This is a genomic window from Haloterrigena salifodinae (genome assembly GCF_003977755.1).
In the GTDB taxonomy this organism is placed as follows: Archaea; Halobacteriota; Halobacteria; order Halobacteriales; family Natrialbaceae; genus Haloterrigena; species Haloterrigena salifodinae.
In genome coordinates this window covers 1,292,861-1,308,805 of sequence record NZ_RQWN01000001.1, presented here as the reverse complement: position 1 = coordinate 1,308,805, position 15,945 = coordinate 1,292,861, and the positions used below count along the sequence as shown (strand labels likewise).

Annotated in this window: 16 protein-coding genes; 7 read left to right on the top strand and 9 right to left on the bottom strand. The window is 65.4% G+C overall.

The annotated features are described in order from the left end of the window. Nucleotides 1-457: 457 nt before the first annotated feature. From trpB to EH209_RS23945, 3 genes are all read right to left on the bottom strand, one after another. Nucleotides 458-1,615, bottom strand: a complete 1,158-nt coding sequence (gene trpB / locus EH209_RS06650; RefSeq protein ID WP_126662107.1) for a tryptophan synthase subunit beta — start codon at nucleotides 1,613-1,615, stop codon at nucleotides 458-460. Nucleotides 1,616-1,772: 157 nt separating this feature from the next. Further along, a complete protein-coding gene (locus EH209_RS06645) occupies nucleotides 1,773-2,756 on the bottom strand; it encodes a YeiH family protein (protein WP_126662106.1) in 984 nt (327 codons plus the stop codon). Between the two features lie 4 nt (nucleotides 2,757-2,760). Beyond that, nucleotides 2,761-2,901 (bottom strand): hypothetical protein, encoded by a 141-nt coding sequence (locus tag EH209_RS23945; protein ID WP_164722007.1) that lies wholly within the window; start codon nucleotides 2,899-2,901, stop codon nucleotides 2,761-2,763. Nucleotides 2,902-2,916: 15 nt separating this feature from the next. On the opposite strand from EH209_RS23945, the gene EH209_RS06640 reads away from it, so the two are divergent. Further along, nucleotides 2,917-3,120: a hypothetical protein gene (locus tag EH209_RS06640; RefSeq protein WP_126662105.1), complete on the top strand. Its 204-nt coding sequence runs from the start codon at nucleotides 2,917-2,919 to the stop codon at nucleotides 3,118-3,120. Between the two features lie 21 nt (nucleotides 3,121-3,141). Here the strand turns inward: EH209_RS06640 and EH209_RS06635 are convergent, their stop codons facing one another. After that, on the bottom strand, nucleotides 3,142-4,827 hold the full coding sequence (locus tag EH209_RS06635) for an NADH-quinone oxidoreductase subunit D (protein WP_126662104.1): 1,686 nt from the start codon (nucleotides 4,825-4,827) through the stop codon (nucleotides 3,142-3,144). Between the two features lie 353 nt (nucleotides 4,828-5,180). Here EH209_RS06635 and EH209_RS06630 point away from each other — a divergent pair, with 353 nt between their 5' ends. The 3 genes from EH209_RS06630 (at nucleotide 5,181) to EH209_RS06620 (ending at nucleotide 7,049) form a co-directional block, all read left to right on the top strand. Further along, on the top strand, nucleotides 5,181-6,071 hold the full coding sequence (locus tag EH209_RS06630) for an acyltransferase (protein WP_126662103.1): 891 nt from the start codon (nucleotides 5,181-5,183) through the stop codon (nucleotides 6,069-6,071). A 93-nt stretch (nucleotides 6,072-6,164) separates the two neighbouring features. Beyond that, nucleotides 6,165-6,494: a DUF7577 domain-containing protein gene (locus tag EH209_RS06625; RefSeq protein WP_126662102.1), complete on the top strand. Its 330-nt coding sequence runs from the start codon at nucleotides 6,165-6,167 to the stop codon at nucleotides 6,492-6,494. Nucleotides 6,495-6,728: 234 nt separating this feature from the next. Beyond that, nucleotides 6,729-7,049, top strand: coding sequence for a HalOD1 output domain-containing protein (locus EH209_RS06620; protein WP_126662101.1), 321 nt, complete (start codon nucleotides 6,729-6,731; stop codon nucleotides 7,047-7,049). A 127-nt stretch (nucleotides 7,050-7,176) separates the two neighbouring features. Here EH209_RS06620 and EH209_RS06615 read toward each other — a convergent pair whose 3' ends face one another. Next, the gene (locus tag EH209_RS06615; RefSeq protein ID WP_126662100.1) at nucleotides 7,177-7,926 is read right to left on the bottom strand and encodes a hypothetical protein; all 750 of its coding nucleotides are present in this window, start codon (nucleotides 7,924-7,926) and stop codon (nucleotides 7,177-7,179) included. Nucleotides 7,927-8,168: 242 nt separating this feature from the next. Here EH209_RS06615 and EH209_RS06610 point away from each other — a divergent pair, with 242 nt between their 5' ends. Next, nucleotides 8,169-8,414, top strand: coding sequence for a hypothetical protein (locus tag EH209_RS06610; protein ID WP_008893919.1), 246 nt, complete (start codon nucleotides 8,169-8,171; stop codon nucleotides 8,412-8,414). Nucleotides 8,415-8,575: 161 nt separating this feature from the next. On the opposite strand, the gene EH209_RS06605 is transcribed toward EH209_RS06610, so the two are convergent. Further along, complete coding sequence (locus EH209_RS06605; protein ID WP_126662099.1) at nucleotides 8,576-9,994, bottom strand: CARDB domain-containing protein; 1,419 nt, start codon at nucleotides 9,992-9,994, stop codon at nucleotides 8,576-8,578. A gap of 222 nt (nucleotides 9,995-10,216) precedes the next feature. Then, nucleotides 10,217-11,476 carry a peptide chain release factor aRF-1 gene (gene prf1 / locus EH209_RS06600; protein WP_126662098.1) on the bottom strand — a complete coding sequence of 420 codons (1,260 nt, stop codon included), beginning with the start codon at nucleotides 11,474-11,476 and terminating at the stop codon, nucleotides 10,217-10,219. Nucleotides 11,477-11,657: 181 nt separating this feature from the next. Here prf1 and minD point away from each other — a divergent pair, with 181 nt between their 5' ends. Beyond that, entirely contained in the window at nucleotides 11,658-12,515 is an 858-nt protein-coding gene (gene minD, locus EH209_RS06595) for a cell division ATPase MinD (protein ID WP_126662097.1), read from the top strand. A 322-nt stretch (nucleotides 12,516-12,837) separates the two neighbouring features. Beyond that, nucleotides 12,838-13,434: a hypothetical protein gene (locus tag EH209_RS06590; RefSeq protein WP_126662096.1), complete on the top strand. Its 597-nt coding sequence runs from the start codon at nucleotides 12,838-12,840 to the stop codon at nucleotides 13,432-13,434. Between the two features lie 104 nt (nucleotides 13,435-13,538). On the opposite strand, the gene argS is transcribed toward EH209_RS06590, so the two are convergent. Together argS and EH209_RS06580 are read right to left on the bottom strand one after the other, a co-directional pair. Next, a complete protein-coding gene (gene argS, locus EH209_RS06585; protein WP_126662095.1) occupies nucleotides 13,539-15,326 on the bottom strand; it encodes an arginine--tRNA ligase in 1,788 nt (595 codons plus the stop codon). Between the two features lie 58 nt (nucleotides 15,327-15,384). Further along, nucleotides 15,385-15,921, bottom strand: coding sequence for an NUDIX domain-containing protein (locus EH209_RS06580; protein WP_126662094.1), 537 nt, complete (start codon nucleotides 15,919-15,921; stop codon nucleotides 15,385-15,387). Nucleotides 15,922-15,945: the final 24 nt, after the last annotated feature.

Sequence of the window (15,945 nt, the reverse complement as noted above, 5' to 3'; positions counted from 1 at the left end):
AGCGAATCGGCTGGGGAGGGTGTGACAACCCCTGTTGCCACGATAGCAGGATCCTTTGTTTTACTTCCAACCTCTCGAACGCCTCGCTCAATTATAGCAGATAGTAACACGATCCCGTTATCCAGAATCTGGGCTGAAACTGAGTTGGATAATTCGCCGAGTACATCTGCTTACTGAACATTCTTTATCCGTAATATTTTAGTGAACAGCCTAAGGGCACATCGGTATGGATGCCAAAGATTACGTGATTATGTATATCCTCAACGTGATTGCCACCGTCGTTGGAATCTTTGTGTACGTCACTATTGGCGGCTCGTTCTAAGGAGAGGCCTCTTCGGACTGCACAGGACCACACCGCTGCTGAACACGACTCCCCGTCTCACTCTGAATAAAGAACGTGTGCTATCACGCACTAATCGATAACGCGAAAGTCGAACGCGAAACTCTCGTTTCCTCGTTACTGTGAGAGGTCGAACTTCGAGGCCGCGGTCTCCATGTCCTTGTCGCCCCGGCCGGAGAGGTTGACGAGGATCGTCTCGTGGTCGCCGTCCTCGGCCAACTGGATCGCCCGTGCGATCGCGTGACTGGACTCGAGAGCCGGGATGATTCCCTCCGTTTCGCTCAGTTCGCGGAAGGCGGCCAGCGCTTCCTCGTCGGTGATGCCGGTGTACTCGCAGCGGCCGACGGCGCGGAACATGGCATGTTCGGGGCCGACACCGGGGTAGTCGAGGCCGGCGGAGACCGAGTGGACCTCGACGTCGTCGTCGAGCACGCGCGTCTTCATGCCGTGGATGACGTCGTCTTTCCCCTGTGCGAGCGGCGCGGCGTGACGGTTCGAGTCGCTCCCCTCGCCGCCGCCCTCGGCGCCGTAGAAGTCGACATCGTCCTCGCGGAAGGCGTGAAAGAGCCCGATGGCGTTCGAGCCGCCGCCGACGCAGGCGACCGCGGCGTCTGGCAGGTCGCCCGTCCGTTCCCGAAACTGCTCGCGGGCCTCGCGACCGATGACGCTCTGGAAGTCCCGGACCATCCGCGGGAACGGATCGGGACCGACGACGCTGCCCACGAGGTAGTGGGTGTTCTCGACGTTCTCGGCAAAGTCCTCGAGGGCCGCGTCCACGGCGTCGGCCAACCCTTCGTCGCCGCGGGTCACCTCGGTGACCTCGGCGCCCATCAGCCGCATCCGGAAGACGTTCATCTCCTGCCGTTCGACGTCCTTCTTCCCCATGTAGATCTCCGTCTCGAGGCCTAGCAGGGCGCCGACCATCGCGGTCGCGGTGCCGTGCTGGCCGGCGCCGGTCTCGGCGATGAGCCGGTCCCGGCCCGCGCGCTTCGCGAGCAGAGCCTGGCCGAGCGCGTTGTTGATTTTGTGCGCGCCGCCGTGGAGCAGGTCCTCCCGCTTGAGGTAGATCTCGGCGCCGTAGCGGTCGCTCAGGTTGCTCGCGTAGTACAGCGGCGTCGGTCGCCCGGCGAACTCCTCGAGGAGCCCGCGTAGCTCCGATTGAAAGTCGTCGGTCTCGGCGACCTCGTCGTAGGCGGTTGCGAGCTGTTCGAGCGGTTCCTGCAGGGGGTCGGGGACGTGCCGTCCGCCGTATCCTTCGAATGCGCCGTCAGACATACGTTCGCAGTGGCACGCCGACGGCAAATAGATTCCGTGCTCAAGCCCCGATCCGATCGCGCTTTGTTCGCGACCGGGGATCCGACCGGTGAGGATGGTCGCCGGGTCGTCGGCGCCTGCGAACACGTGTGATAGTCGCAGCTACTTTGACGCCCGGTCAGAAGAGCACCAGCAATGCCGCGAGCGAGAGCGCGCTGCTGACGAGCAACGCCAGTAGAACGACGACGGCGGGCATCGGTCCGGTGGCCCGGAGATCGGCGAGCCGGATCTCGGTTCCGAGGCCGACGAACGCGAGCACGAACAACCAGTCGTAGGTGTTCTCGATCGAGGTCACCTGGGCCGAAGAGAGGACGCCTGCGCTCGAGACGATGGCGAGCGCGAGAAAGCCCAGCACGAACGTCGGGAACTCGTTCCAGAGCGTCCGGACGGAGGGACGACCATCACCATCCGTGTTGGCGTAGTAACTCGCGTACGCGAGGACGACGACCCCGATCAGGGCGTTTCGCGCTAACTTCGTCATCGTCGCCCACTGGCCGGCGACGTCGGAGTGAGCGAAGCCGACGGCGACGACGGGGCCCGTCGAGAACATACTGACGCCGGCCCACGTGCCGAACACCATCCCGGAGAGGTTCAGCAGGTCGCCGACGATCGGGTAGACGACGATGGTGATCGCGTCGAACAGGAGGACCGTCGCGGCCGCGTAGGCGATCTGTTCCTCGCGGGCGCTGACGGCACCCGCGACCGCGACGACCGCCGAGACGCCGCAGATACTGGCGCCGGCCGCGAGCAGCGACCCCATCCGATCGGCCAGCCCAAACACGTTGCGCGCGAGGAATTCGACAGCGAGCAGCGTCGTGGCGGTCACGCCGACCACGAGCAGCAGGACGAGTCCGCCGACCTCGAGGACGGTCCCGAGCGAGATCGAGGCGCCCATGAGCACGATTCCCCCGGCCAGCCACAGGCCGTGCGTCGCGATCCCGGGCTCGAGGCGGTCGGGAATACCTGCGGCGTTCGTCGCGACGAACCCGAGCGCGATCGCGAGCAGGAGCCGGTTGAACCCCAGCGAGACGGCGAGCGCTCGGGCGAGTATCGCGCCGAGACAGAGGGCCAGCAGCCCCGGCAACAGTCGACGGCCGTTCATTGCATTATCGCGGAACCTGCAGTTCGAATGCGCTCGCCGGTGCGACGATCGCCGCGCCAACGCGGACGCTTCGCCAGTCGCGCTTGAGACCCCTCCGGCGATCCGTCGCGGCGACGGCGGTCGGCTGCCAGCCATCGATCGACATGTGTCCCGTGCTCGGGTGACGTCGCAGTTAACTGTTCTCGATTTCGTCGGCGGTTACGCCGCGTCGAAGGTCGATCGGGTCGTCGAACTCGCGGAGAAACTCGACGGGGTAGCCGAGGAGGCGTCGGGAGAAACTGTCGATCACATCCGGACCGCGCGAAACCACTGTCTCGAGTACGTCGAGGAAGACGGCGGCGACGAACAGCCGAGAACCGAGTGAGGCGCTCGAGAACTGCGGATCTCAGCGGTCGACGCTTCCGAGGACGATATCGAGACTCCCCAGCGAGGCGATCAGGTCGGCGACGTACTCGCCGTTTGCCATCTCCGGCAGCGCGGAGAGGTTGTGGAAACACGGGCTGCGGATCTTGAACCGGGCAGGCGAGTTCGAGCCGTCCGAGCGGACGTAAACGCCGAGTTCGCCCTTGGCGATCTCGACGGCGCGGTAGGTTTCGGTGCCCGCGTCCGGCTTGAGGGTCCGGGGGACGTTGCTCTGGACGGTCCGCTCGTCCTCGGGCCAGTCCTCGAGCAGGTCGAGACACTGCTCGATGATCTTAGCCGACTCCTCGACCTCCCGAAGGCGCACGAGGACCCGCGCGTGGTTGTCGCAGCTGTCTTCGGTGACGACGTCCCACTCGAGTTCGTCGTAGTAGCCGTAGGGATCGTCCCGGCGGACGTCATAGTCGATGCCCGAGCCGCGAGCGACGGGCCCCGTACAGCCGTAGTCCTTCGCCACCTCGGGCTCGAGAACGCCGGTGTTTATCGTTCGAAGCTGGAAGATTTCGTTGCCGGTGAGCAGGTCGTGGTACTCGTCGACCTTGGACGGGAGTTCGTCGAGGAAGTCCCGGCACTTCTCGATCCACTCTTCGCGCGGTTCGGGGAGGTCCCAGGCGACCCCGCCCAGCCGGAAGAAGTAGAACATCATCCGCTGGCCGGTCAGGTCCTCGAGGATGTCCTGGACGACCTCCCGATCGCGCATGCCGTACTGGAAGATGGCGGTGAAGTCGCCGTAGACGTCCAGCGCGAACGTCGAGACCGCGAGGAAGTGACCGAGCATCCGCCCGAACTCGACGGACATGGTCCGCAGGATCTGGGCGTACTCGGGGACCTCGATGTCCGCGAGGTCCTCGATGGCGCGGGCGACCGCCCACTCGTTGGGGAGGTTCGCGGTGTAGTCCCAGCGATCCGCGTAGGGGATGATCTGGTGGCGGTATGTGCCGTTTTGGCACATCTGCTCCTCGCAGCGGTGGAGGTAGCCGATGTCGGGGTCGACGTCAACGACCGTCTCGCCGTCTAACACCGTCTCGAGGTGGAGCACGCCGTGGGTCGCCGGGTGGTGGGGGCCGATGTTCAGGAACATCGTGTCGCTCTCGGCCTCGTGGTGGTCCGGCTGGATCGGATTGGCGTGTTCGGTGTATTTGACGACCTGGGGCTTCTCCTGGTCGTAGTCGAGCGCGAGCGGGTGGCCCTGCCACGTTTCCGGCAGGAGGATCCGTCGCGGGTTGGGGTGGCCCTCGTACTCGATGCCGACGAGGTCGAAGGCCTCCCGCTCGTGCCAGTCGGCCGTCCGAAATACGGGTTCAGCGGTCTGACAGACGGGGTCGTGCTTCGGGAGCTGGACCACCAGCGTCACCTCGTGGGTGCGGTTCCCGTACTTCGTGAGGTGGAGGATCGACTCGTAGCGATCCTCGTACTCCTGGGGGGTGATACACGAAAGGTGGTCGAAGCCGGCTTCGTCGCGCAACAGCGCCAGCACCTCCTGGATGTCGTCCGGGCGGATCACGAATCCGGGCGCGTTCTCGTGTTCGTCCCGGCGGAGCGTGTACTCGGAGAGCAGCGACTCGAGGCGCTCCTCGTCGACGCCGTCCTCCCGGAGGTGGTCGTACTCCGGATCGATGCCCTTCGGTTTTCGCTGACGTTGTTCACTCATTGGATACCCGTGCGCCGACGAACGGGGCGCGCGTACCAGGCGTACGACTGACACGGAATTGAGGGTTTTCCCGGGTTACGGTGACTGTCGTCGCAGCCGACCGACCGAGCGGTCGGCGGTTCCGATGTCTCGTCGTTCACTGCGACGCCTCGTGTTCACTGGGCCAATTGGCACGCAGAACTCGCGCCAGTGCCTCGAGGCTACATCCGGTACGAGCAATACTTCCCTGAGGGCGTCTCCGGTACTATCGCCGCCGACGGGCCCGCTCGCCAGTTTCTCGCGGTTCAGGACCGATCCAGCAAGCCGATTATTCAATCGAATCTCCTATTAACACGGCGACAATACCTCAGACTATGACAAAGCGGTACGTCTCGCTCCCCGGGGAAGCGGAGGCGGGAATGCGCGAGTTCATCGACGAGGTTGACCGACGACTTTCGAGCGACGAGGACACCTGTTCGGTCGTCGAGGACGTCCTGATCGATCTCTCGGGCGACCGCGAGGCCTACGAGCGCTGGCAGGATGGTGAGTCGGTCTCGCCGGCCGAGCGCGTTCGGTTACAGAGCTACGACCCCTGTAACACGACCCTCGAGAGCGAGTACTACGCCGAGAAGGACGAAGAAAAGTTCCGCCGCTCGAAGCACCTCCAGTGGCTGTGGCGGCAGTTCGACAGCCTGCCGATCGCGGACAACGTCGAGTTCGCGCTCCGATTCCGCCGGATGCTCGCCGATCACCTCTTCGAGGACTGCGGCGACGGCTGTCGCTTCTTCAAGGGGATCTCGTTCACCTACGGCCACAACATCACGATCGGCGACAACACCATCGTCCACGACGACGTCCACTTGGACGACCGCGGGAAGCTGACCATCGGCGACCGCGTCTCGATCTCCGACGGCGTCCACATCTACAGCCACGACCACGACGTCGTCGATCAGACGGAGGTCCGCAACTACCACACGATCGTCGAGGACGACGTCCGCCTCACCTACGACGCGATGGTCCGCGCGGGCTGTAAAGTCAGCGAGAACGCCATCGTCGGCGCGCGCGGCATCGTCCAGAACGACGTTCCCGCCCACCACATCGCCATCGGCACGCCCGCCAAGAGCGTCAAGATCAAGCCCGGCTGGGAGGACGCCGCCACCCCGATCGACGAGGCCGGCGTCAACCGCCAGGAGCAGCGCCGCATCGAGTACGACCTCCCCGACGACCTCGAGGTCTTCGACGAGTTCCAACGCGACCTCCGCTGACCGGTCGTCGAGCCTGTTAGTCGTTCCATTCTGACTCTCAGCGATTCCTGAGGCGGGGAATATCCAAGTGCCTTGAGAACCTATCGCATACTGATGGAGCTCTGGGGCTGGCTCATCGGCTACGTGGTCTTGTTCGCCCTCCTGCACCTGGTACTGTACTACGTTTACCTCCGCGGGGACGACGGCGACAGCACGGGTTCGCCCTCGTTCGCCGACCCTGACCGCGCGAGTTCCCGCACCCCGCCGGGACCGGACCGGTATCCGCGCGCGGTCGACGATATCGGCGACCCCGACGACCCCGAGGGCGACTACGACCTAGAGTTCGACGGCGAGACGATCCGCTGTCCCCACTGCGGCGTCCGGAACGAAGCCGACCAGACGTTCACCTACTGCTGGAACTGCATCTCGGCGCTCCGCCGGTGAGCCCGTCGCATCGGTCTCGATTCCGGTCGCCGCCTCGACGGTCGGGGACCGCCTCGTCGAAGTCGACCGAGAACCCTTCCTCGAGTCGGCCCTGTGCCCTTCGATTCGCCATTCTCGAAAAATAGACTGTCACATTGACCAATGAATATCCAATACATCCGTCAAAATAGCCGAGTAATGAACGATTACGCTTTTAGTCTTCAAGCACACAGTGGGCAGGGACGACGAACAGTCATGCACGGAAACCCTACTCACTCCCCCGCCTCGCAGTCTCGCTCTCCATCGGTCTACCGCGCAACGCACGACCCGGACGGTTCGGCCAGGCTCAGCACGACCGTGAGCCACGCGCTGGCCGACTGCATGGGTACCGACGTCACCGACGGGTACGTCTCGCTGTACGACGCCATCGATCCCGAGGCTCTGGACAGACTCTTCCGCCCGCGCCACGACGGCCGCCAGCGAAGCGGCGGCTCGCTCGACTTCACCGTCCGCGACCACTACGTGACGGTCTCGAGCGACGGCGAAATCCTGATCGAACCGCCCGCGAAGCGGTAACCTTCTTCTCGTCGATCGTCAGCATCCGTCGCGTCCGAAGTGACGACGGCGGCGACGAACCCTCTCCTCGTCCGAAGTGAAGACTGCCGATGCGGCGACGACAGCCGCGAAAAGCGACTCGACCGGCCTACGCCGACAGCGCGTCCGCCAGCGTCTCGAGGTGATCGACGCCGACGACGGCGACGATGTCGCTCTCGGTCTCGGTTCGCAGAGTCTCGAGCCGATCGATCATACAGCGCTCGCGGGTGTCGTCGCGGTAGGTGAGCGCGCTGCCCTCGGTCGCGACGCTGCCAAGTAGTGCCTGGACGCTGGCGACGTGGGAGCGCTCGTGGGCGGCCTGGCGCTTCGGCGTGTCGTCGTGGTCGCAGTCGTACTCGATCGGATCGTCGCAGGCGATGGTCATCGACGTCGCGTGGGTCAACGTTGCGGCAACGCGGCAGGTCAGCGCCTCTCGCGTCGCGCCGCCCAGCCCGGAGAGGACGCGGCGGGCCGTCGACGGCGAGACGCGGTCGGCGATCAGCCGCGCCACGAGCCGCCGGACGAACGACCAGTTCGGCGCGTCGATGCCGACGACGTCGGCCTCGGGCGCCGCGTTGATCGCGGCGCTCATCTCGCCGCCGAAGCGGGGCGGGGACGACGCGGAGCCGTCGCGGGCATAGGCGCGGTACAGCGGCAGAGCCGCCGACGGCAATTCGAGGGCGACCGTCTCGGGGGCGACCGACTCGAGGATGTGATCAACGCGCGCGATGCTTGCGGGGTGGTCGTGGACGACGCCGAGAAGAATACAGTCGCCCGACGACCCGGGCACCCGGCGGCAAAACTGGGGCGTGATCCGGGGGTCGTCGAACGACGCGGCGAAGGGAGGGGATTCGTCCATTGATCGACTGGTAATACGCGACTACCGGCATAACCCTTCTGTTGTGCACCGCTTCGAGCGGCGCCGAACGCCATTATCGCGCCGTAACCGGCGCCTACTCGAGCGATAGCGGGCGAGCGGGCGATAACGGGCCGGTGACCGGCGGAACGGTTTCGGCGATTTATTGCTCGCGTCTGCCTGTCGTCGGCTAGTCGGTCCGGCCGCCGGACCGGACTCGACGCGAGAACCATCGTCGAACGAGTATGAGCGAGAGGACACTCACCGAAGCGGACGAGGGGAAACGGGTCCTGAACACCGACGGGACCGAAGTCGGCCGGCTGGTCGACGTCCACGACGGACGCGGCTACGTCGAACCGGATCCGAGTCTGACGGACACGATCGCGGCGAAACTCGGCTGGGGATCCAGGAGCGAGGAGGCCCACCCGCTTGACGAGGGTAGCATCGCGGAGATCACCGACGACGCGGTCCGCCTCCGCGGAACGCTCTAGTTTTGGCCGCTCGACTGCGAGTACGTCCCTCGGCCTGTCGGGCCGTCTCGATCGGGACAGTCGTATCGCTATCTCAACGCCTCGAGTCGAGGCCGTCGTCGCCGTCCGCGCTTCGAGGGACCGCTTCGCGGCGGGCGTGATCGCCCTCGCGACCCCCGAACCTAGCTCTCGGTGCCGTGGACGGTGACCGACCGGACGGCCGAGTCGTCCGGGGTCTCGACCCGAACCGGGAACTGAGTCGTCTGGGCCGCCGGATAGGTCGTATAGCCCAACGACACCGTCGTGCTCGCACCCGACTCGAGGGAGACGCTCGTCGAGTCGACCTGCTGGGGATTGTGACCGACGACGAGCGCGACGGTGCCCGAGGCCGATCCGCCGCCGGTGTTCTCGACGACCGCCGTCACCTCGAGGAAATCGCCGGCGTTGACGGGAGTGTTCGTTCCGGAGATCGAAACCGAGAGGGTCCCCTCGCCGCCGTCACCGGCCCCGCTCTCGATCTCCTCGAGACAGGATTGGGCCTGCGGGTTCGAGCGGGAGATCGTCGCGGTCGGGTAGTCCGGCGGCAGCGTGATCCCGGTCAGCACTGTCCCGAGTTCGCCGTAATCCGGAACCTCCACGCGAGCGCCGTCGGGCGTGGCGGAGACGTCGCGTTCGTCGCCGATCTCGAAGACGATCGTGCCCGCGAACGGCGCGTCGACGTGGGTACCGATCTCGATCCAGTCTTCGATGATCGTGTTCCCGTAGAGCGGTTCGCCCCCGCCCTCGTTGTAGAAGCCGGTGCTCGCCGCCACGTTGTCGCCGTCGCCGAACGTGCCCGAGACCTCGGCCCGCGTACACGAGGTGAAGGTTACGTTCGTCTCAACGGGGTCGTCGTTCGTTCCGATCACGCGGACGGTCTGTTCGGCCGAATCGGACGAGCCGACCACCCGAGCCGGGAACTCCTGCGTGTTGGCGACGAGGGCCGTCTCGAACTCCAGGGTCACCAGTCGGCCGCCGGTGGACGGCACCGAAACGGTCGCCGAATCGACGGTCGTCGGATTGTGGCCGACGATCAACTCGACGGTCTCCGTCGTCGACACGTCGCCCTCGGTCTCGAGCCGTGCGGTCACCTCGAGGACCTCGCCGGTCGCGAGGGGATCGTTCGTTCGGTAGATGTCGATCGCGACCGGCGGCGTATCCGCGTAGACGAGGACGTTCGTGCGGTCGGTCGCCCCGTCGACGACGACCCAGACGGGAAACTCCTGATCGTTGTCGACGATCGCCGTCTCGAACGTGAGTTCGACGGTCGCCGTGGCCCCGGCTCCCACCTGTATCGACTGCGTGTCGACGACCGTTGGATCGTGGCCGACGACGAGCACGGCGTCGGTCGATAGGGATCCGCTGCCGCCGTACCCGACCGTCGCGGTCACCTCGAGGACGGCCCCCGTCTCGACCGGACTGTTCGTCTCTTGAATCGTTACGTCGATCGGTGCGTCCTGCATCGTCGCCCGCGGCGCGGCGGTCCCCGTAGCGGCGACGGGAACGAGTCCCCCGACCGCGACACCCTCGAGTACCCCCCGGCGCGTCGGTGTCTGCCACATATTCGATCGACGTCGGCGAACGATCGAAAAGGGTAGAGTCCGTTACATCTTCTAATCGGTGAATGCACCCCTTCTCCCGGTACTGGAGAGATTACAACTGACTGGTAACGGCCCTGTAGGGGAACGCGTTCGATCAACGGCGGTCAACGAACGAATCGGTCCGTCCGAAGTCGAGAGAAAGGATCAGCGATCGGACGGGCGAACGGAGCGAGTATGGGGTGCTTAGACGCCGGTGGAGTACCGCAGGAGACCGGCGAAGCCGCCGAAGGCGTTGTAGAGCTGTTCACCCTTCTCGAAGTCCGTCGAGATGAACTTGGTCTCGGTACCCCGCTGTTCGGCGATTTCGATGAGGTGGTCGATCGCGTCCTCGCGGTCGTCCTCGGTCGCCTCGACCTCGGTGCCGCAGTCGTTACAGGAGTGGTCGGGCGTGGACTTGCGGCGGTCGATGACTTCGCGGTCGGTGTTGCCACACTCCGGACAGTCGTAGGTGACGACGTCCTTGCGGAGGTCCTCGCTGATGAGCAGCCGGTCGACCGCGCCCATCATCAGGTTCCGGCGGGTCTGCTCGAACCCGTACGTAGCCTGATCGCCGGCGTTGAGTTCCTCGAAGAACTCCTCCATCACCTTCTTGTCCTTCATCACCTCGGCGTCGGCCAGCGCCTCCTCAGCGTTGTCGACGAGGTCCTTCAGGCCGGACTCGTCGGTGTAGGCGACGTCGAACTTGCCGATGACGTTGTCCTGGATCTCGTGGTGGAGGTAGTCGCCGTCGAGGAACTCGTCTTTGGTCGGCGAGGGACCGCCGACGAGGATCCCGTCGAGTTCGTGGCGCCGGGGGACGAACAGGTCGTTCGCCATCCCCGCGACCTCCTGGTAGAAGTTGTCGATGGCCTCGAGGCGCAGGCGGGCGAATCGCTGGGCGGACTGGCCGCCTTTGCGCTGCTTGCCGGGAACCAGCGAGGAGGCGGACTTGACGGGCTCGATGCGCTTACCTTTCAGCCAGCCGACGTTGGCCTCGCGCCGATCCAAGACGATCAGGCCGTAGAGGCCCTTGTCCGCCAGCATCTCCTCTAAGGGTTCGGTGAGGAACTCGGAGTCGCAGTGATAGCGGAAGGACTCGACGGGCTGGGGCGGGCTCTCGAGGACCTTCGTGACCATATCGGTGCGGCCGCCGCCGGAATCGACGGCCCCGGAGAACAGCACCATCCCCTTCTCCGGCGGGAACGTATCGTAGTACCGCAGGCGGTCCTTGATGCTCGTCAGCGCGTCCTGGACGGCCGTCCGCGTCTGCTTGGACTTGATGTTAGCCGCTTCGCTGTGTTCCTGCGTAACGTGTTGGACCACGTCGCTGACTTGCCGGTCTTCGGGAATGTAGATCGTCACGAGCTGCGTCCCGGAGCCGTCGTACTCCTTGAGATCCTCGAGAACCTTCCGGAACTCGTACTTCTTCCGGTCGGATTGCTCCTGTTCGCCCTCCTGGCTCATTGTCCCTAGAAAACGGTCCTGTGGGTAAGTATTCTTTGAGACGGCGGTGTCGATGGGAGACCCAGCGGACGACTACCGTCGCATTCGCGGTCGCCGCTCGGCGTTTGCGGGCCGATGTCGAATCGCGTGCCGAGGTCACGTTTTAAGGTCCTGCCGTTCTACTGTCCGGACAGTATCCAGTATGTCTCACGAGACGGTCTATGCTATCGCGAGCGGGAAGGGCGGCGTCGGGAAGACGACGACGACGGTGAACCTCGGCACGGCGCTAGCCCAAGCCGGCGAGCGCGTCGCCATCGTCGACGCCGACCTCGGAATGGCGAACCTCGCCGGGTTCGTCAGCCTCACCCCCGACTCGACGACGCTGCACGACGTACTGTCCGGCAACGCGTCGATCGACGACGCCACCTACCGGATCACCGATAACATCGTCGCGGTCCCCAGCGGCACCGGCCTCGACGAATATGCCGACACCTCCCCCGAGGGCCTGCGCGAGGTCGTCGCGGACCTCCGCGAGCGGTTCGACTACGTCTTTCTCGACGTCGGCGCCGGAGTCAGCCACGAAACCGTGCTCCCGCTCGGCCTGGCCGACGCCGTCGTTCTCGTCTCCACGCCCGAGCCCGCGGCGGTCCACGACTCGAAGAAGACCCTCGAGCTGACCGAACGCGCCGGCGGCGAGGTCTCCGGGCTCGTCGTCACGCGAACCCGCCCCGACAGCGACGTCTCCTACGAGGAGATCGCCGCGCGCCTCGAGACCCCTCTCCTGGCGACGATCCCCGACGATCCTGCGGCCCGCGAGAGCGTCTACGCCGGAACGCCGCTGGTCGTCTACGAACCCGACGGACCCGCCGCCGGCGCCTACCGCCAACTCGCGGCTGATCTGGCCGGCATCGCAGTTGCCGACACGACGGTAGACGCCGACGCGGCCGCCGAGTCTGAGACCGCCGATTCGGACGACGAGACGACCGAGGGGTCCGCCGAGCGGGAGGCGGCCCACGACGACGTCTCGAGTGCGATCACCGAGGCCGAATCCGACACCTGATCGGCGATTCACGGTGCTCGCCGACTCGAGCGATGGCGCTCGTCTCGCCCGGGCCGGTAGGCGGTGCCTGAACGGCTCGATTCGCGCTTGCGGCCGCCGATTCGCGTCGGATTCGATGTCGTTCACGAGATCGTGATAATCAGTCAATATTGTCGTTCATACAGCACATACCGTCGAGCGTCTCGTCGATAGCGGCTCACTCGAGCGCTAACAGCCGGCTTTCGAAGGTGAGGGGCCGTTTTCCGGAAAAACTCTCCGCGTAACCTTTGAACTGACTGTAACGAGCTAATTACTAATCAAATCCCGTAGCGATCGGTCGCCCATGGAGCGACGAAAGATCCTCCTTGGCAGTGGCGCAGCGCTCACAACCGCACTCGCGGGCTGTACCGGCAGCGGCAGTAACGACGACGATTCGGACGACGACAACGACGATACCGAGTCGATCACCGACAACGATTCCGAGAACGAAACTGAGAACTCCGGGAACGAAACCGAGAACACCGGGAACGAAACCGAGAACGGCGACGAAAGCGACTCCGAGGACTCCGACGGAACCGACGAGACTGCCAGTACGGATATCCCCGGGTTCGACAGCTCGAAACTCTCCCTCGAGAGCGACAAGGTGTCGGTCTCGTCCGTCGAGCAAGCGGACAGCACGGTCGATGTCGTCGCGACGAGCGGGATCACTGATTACCAGAAACTGTACGCGGAACTGGAGACGCTGGCCGAGGCACACGAGAGCGCGATCGTCGACACCGAGGCGTTCGCGGACGCGATTGACTCCATCGACTGGGTCGTCGACCACGACGCCAAGCGGGTGGTTTCGTTCTCCGTGAAGACCGACTGGCTCGTCGACTACCAGAACGGCGACCTCTCAGCGGAGGCGCTCCTCGAGAACGTCAAGTCGACGGCCGAGTGAGGCATTCGCAGCGACCGATCGACGATTCGACGCAACCGGCCTTTTTGACGCCGTCGACCGCCGTCAGCGGAGCTTGGCGGTAGTCGCGAGCGATCCGACCGCCGTCACATCGAGCGCGGCGCTTCGACGCCGAGGATCGATAGCGCGTTGGCGACCGTGTGTTTCGACGCGGCCACGAGCGCGAGTCGGGCCTCCCTGACGTCCGGGTCGACGTCGTCGGAAAGCACCGGACACTCCCGGTAGAAGGCGTTGAACCGGTCGGCGAACTCGCGCGTGTAGGTCGCGATCTGGTGGGGCTCGAGGTCGTCGGCCGCCTCGTCGACGACCGCCGGGAACCGCGCGATCGTCTCGAGGAGGTCGCGTTCGGCCTCGGTCTCGAGCAGGTCGGCCTCGAGGGCCTCGAGTTCGACGTCCTGTTCGGCGAGGTCGGTTTCGGGGTCGAGACCGGCCTCCTCCAGAATCCCGCAACAGCGCGCGTGGACGTACTGGACGTACGGTGCCGACTGAGCCTCGAAGTCAAGCGCCTGGTCCCACTCGAAGGTGATCGCCTTGGTGGGCTGTTTGGAGACAATGTCGTAGCGAACCGCGCCGATACCGACCTGGTGGGCGATCCGCTCGATGTCGTCCTCGTCTAAATCGTCGTCGCGGATGCGGTCGTCCAGGCGGTCCTCGACCTCTCCGCGGGCGCGGTCGATCGCCTCGTCGAGCAGGTCGTCGAGGTCGACGCCCGTGCCGCGACGCGTCGACATCTTCCCCTCGGGGAGGTTGACGTACGAGTAGAGCACCTGCTGGAGCTGCTCGGTGTCGTTGTCGAGCAACTCGAGGGTCGTGTTGAGCTGTCTGGCCTGCAGCTTGTGGTCCTCGCCCAGCACCGTCACCGCGCGGTCGTAGTTGTCGAACTTCCACTCGTGGTGGGCCAGGTCGCGGGTGGCGTACAGCGAGGTGCCGTCCGAGCGCAGGAAGACGAGGTTCTTGTCGATGCCGTGCTCGTCCAGTTCGAGCTGCCAGGCGTCCTCCTCGTAGACCGATTCGTCGAGTTCCTGCAGTCGGTTGACGAGGTCGTCGGTATCCCCGTTGCGCATGAACCGCGTCTCCTTGACGAACTCGTCGAACTCTGCGGGGAGGCGCTCGAGGCAGGCCGTCATGCCCGAAAGCACCTGATCGACGACCTCGCTGACTCGTTCGTAGGTCTCGTCGTCGCCCGCCTCGAGGCCCTGCATGATCGACTCGATCTCGGCCTCGGCGTCCTCGACCTTGTCTTCGGGTCCGTTCTCGAGGAACGCGTTGCCCTTGCGGTAGTAGCGCACAAGGTCGTACTCGATGCGGTCGCGTTCGGGCTCGGACTCGAGATCCGCTTCGTCGAAGGTCTCGTAGGCCCACGTGAAGACGGCCATCTGGCGGCCGGCGTCGTTGACGTAGTAGTGGCGATCGACGTCGTAACCCGCGTAGTCGAGCAGGTTCGCGACGGCGTCGCCGATGATCGGATTGCGGGCGCGGCCGACGTGGACCGGTCCCGTCGGGTTCGCGCTCGTGTGCTCGACGACGACGCTGGTGTCGCGGTCCTCGAGAGCGCCGTAGCTCTCCTCGGTCGCGGTCTCGAGGGTCTCGGCGAGGTAAGCGTCGCTTGGCAGGAAGTTGAGATAGGGACCCTGCGTCTGTACCTCGGAGACGTAGGTCAGCTCGGCGGCGTCGAGTTCGTCGGCGAGTTGGCCCGCCACCTGCGGCGGCGCCGCGCCGGCCTCGCCGGCGAGTCGGAAGGCCACGCTCGAGGCGAGGACGCTGTCGACGTCTTCCGGCGGTTCTTCGATCCCGAGGTCGTCGGTCGGGAAGTCGAGTTCGGAGAGCGCCCGCTCGAGGGCGTCCTCGACCTCCGCGCGTAAGGCAAGGAACATACCCGCCCGTATTCAGGGCCGAAGTAAAGGAATGTCGGGTTCGCCCGCCCGAGGGGGATTAGTCGAAGAACGCCGTGGCCTCCCGGAACCGCTGCTCGTGGACCGGTCGGAACGTCTCGCCGGAGGCGTCGAACTCGTTCGGTGACCAGAACCGGGCCGCGCTCGCGTCGCTGCCCGCGAGCGGCTCGCCGCTGGCGTCGGCCCGATCGGCGACGTAGTGGACCGTCATCACGTGTTTGCCGTCACGGGGCGCCATCGCGGACGCGCTCAGGATCTCGAGCGCGTCGGGGTCGACGCTGATGCCGGTCTCCTCCTCGAGTTCGCGCGCGGCGGCCGCCGCGGGCTCCTCGCCGATCTCGATGTGGCCGCCGGGAAGGGTCCACTCGCCGACCCCCGGCGGGACCCCGCGTTCGACGCAGAGCACCCTCGTGTCCACCCGCGAGCGATCGACGATCGCGACGCTCGCACAGGGGACCGGATTGTGCCAGACGATATCCTCGCAGACCGGACACCGCTTGCGCTCGCGGGCGTCGACGGTGGCCGTCTCGAGGCGGGTACCGCAGTCGGGACAGAACGTCGGCGGTCGGCTGACCATCTGTTCGGGTTTCGGGACTGGACC

Coding starts and splice junctions, on each gene's coding strand:
- EH209_RS06625 (WP_126662102.1), top strand. CDS start 6,165: ATGGAGCTCTGGGGCTGGCTCATCGGCTACGTGGTCTTGTTCGCCCTC.
- EH209_RS06610 (WP_008893919.1), top strand. CDS start 8,169: ATGAGCGAGAGGACACTCACCGAAGCGGACGAGGGGAAACGGGTCCTG.
- EH209_RS06635 (WP_126662104.1), bottom strand. CDS start 4,827: ATGAGTGAACAACGTCAGCGAAAACCGAAGGGCATCGATCCGGAGTAC.
- EH209_RS06605 (WP_126662099.1), bottom strand. CDS start 9,994: ATGTGGCAGACACCGACGCGCCGGGGGGTACTCGAGGGTGTCGCGGTC.
- prf1 (WP_126662098.1), bottom strand. CDS start 11,476: ATGAGCCAGGAGGGCGAACAGGAGCAATCCGACCGGAAGAAGTACGAG.
- minD (WP_126662097.1), top strand. CDS start 11,658: ATGTCTCACGAGACGGTCTATGCTATCGCGAGCGGGAAGGGCGGCGTC.
- EH209_RS06590 (WP_126662096.1), top strand. CDS start 12,838: ATGGAGCGACGAAAGATCCTCCTTGGCAGTGGCGCAGCGCTCACAACC.
- trpB (WP_126662107.1), bottom strand. CDS start 1,615: ATGTCTGACGGCGCATTCGAAGGATACGGCGGACGGCACGTCCCCGAC.
- EH209_RS06580 (WP_126662094.1), bottom strand. CDS start 15,921: ATGGTCAGCCGACCGCCGACGTTCTGTCCCGACTGCGGTACCCGCCTC.
- EH209_RS06615 (WP_126662100.1), bottom strand. CDS start 7,926: ATGGACGAATCCCCTCCCTTCGCCGCGTCGTTCGACGACCCCCGGATC.
- EH209_RS06645 (WP_126662106.1), bottom strand. CDS start 2,756: ATGAACGGCCGTCGACTGTTGCCGGGGCTGCTGGCCCTCTGTCTCGGC.
- argS (WP_126662095.1), bottom strand. CDS start 15,326: ATGTTCCTTGCCTTACGCGCGGAGGTCGAGGACGCCCTCGAGCGGGCG.
- EH209_RS23945 (WP_164722007.1), bottom strand. CDS start 2,901: ATGTCGATCGATGGCTGGCAGCCGACCGCCGTCGCCGCGACGGATCGC.
- EH209_RS06620 (WP_126662101.1), top strand. CDS start 6,729: ATGCACGGAAACCCTACTCACTCCCCCGCCTCGCAGTCTCGCTCTCCA.
- EH209_RS06630 (WP_126662103.1), top strand. CDS start 5,181: ATGACAAAGCGGTACGTCTCGCTCCCCGGGGAAGCGGAGGCGGGAATG.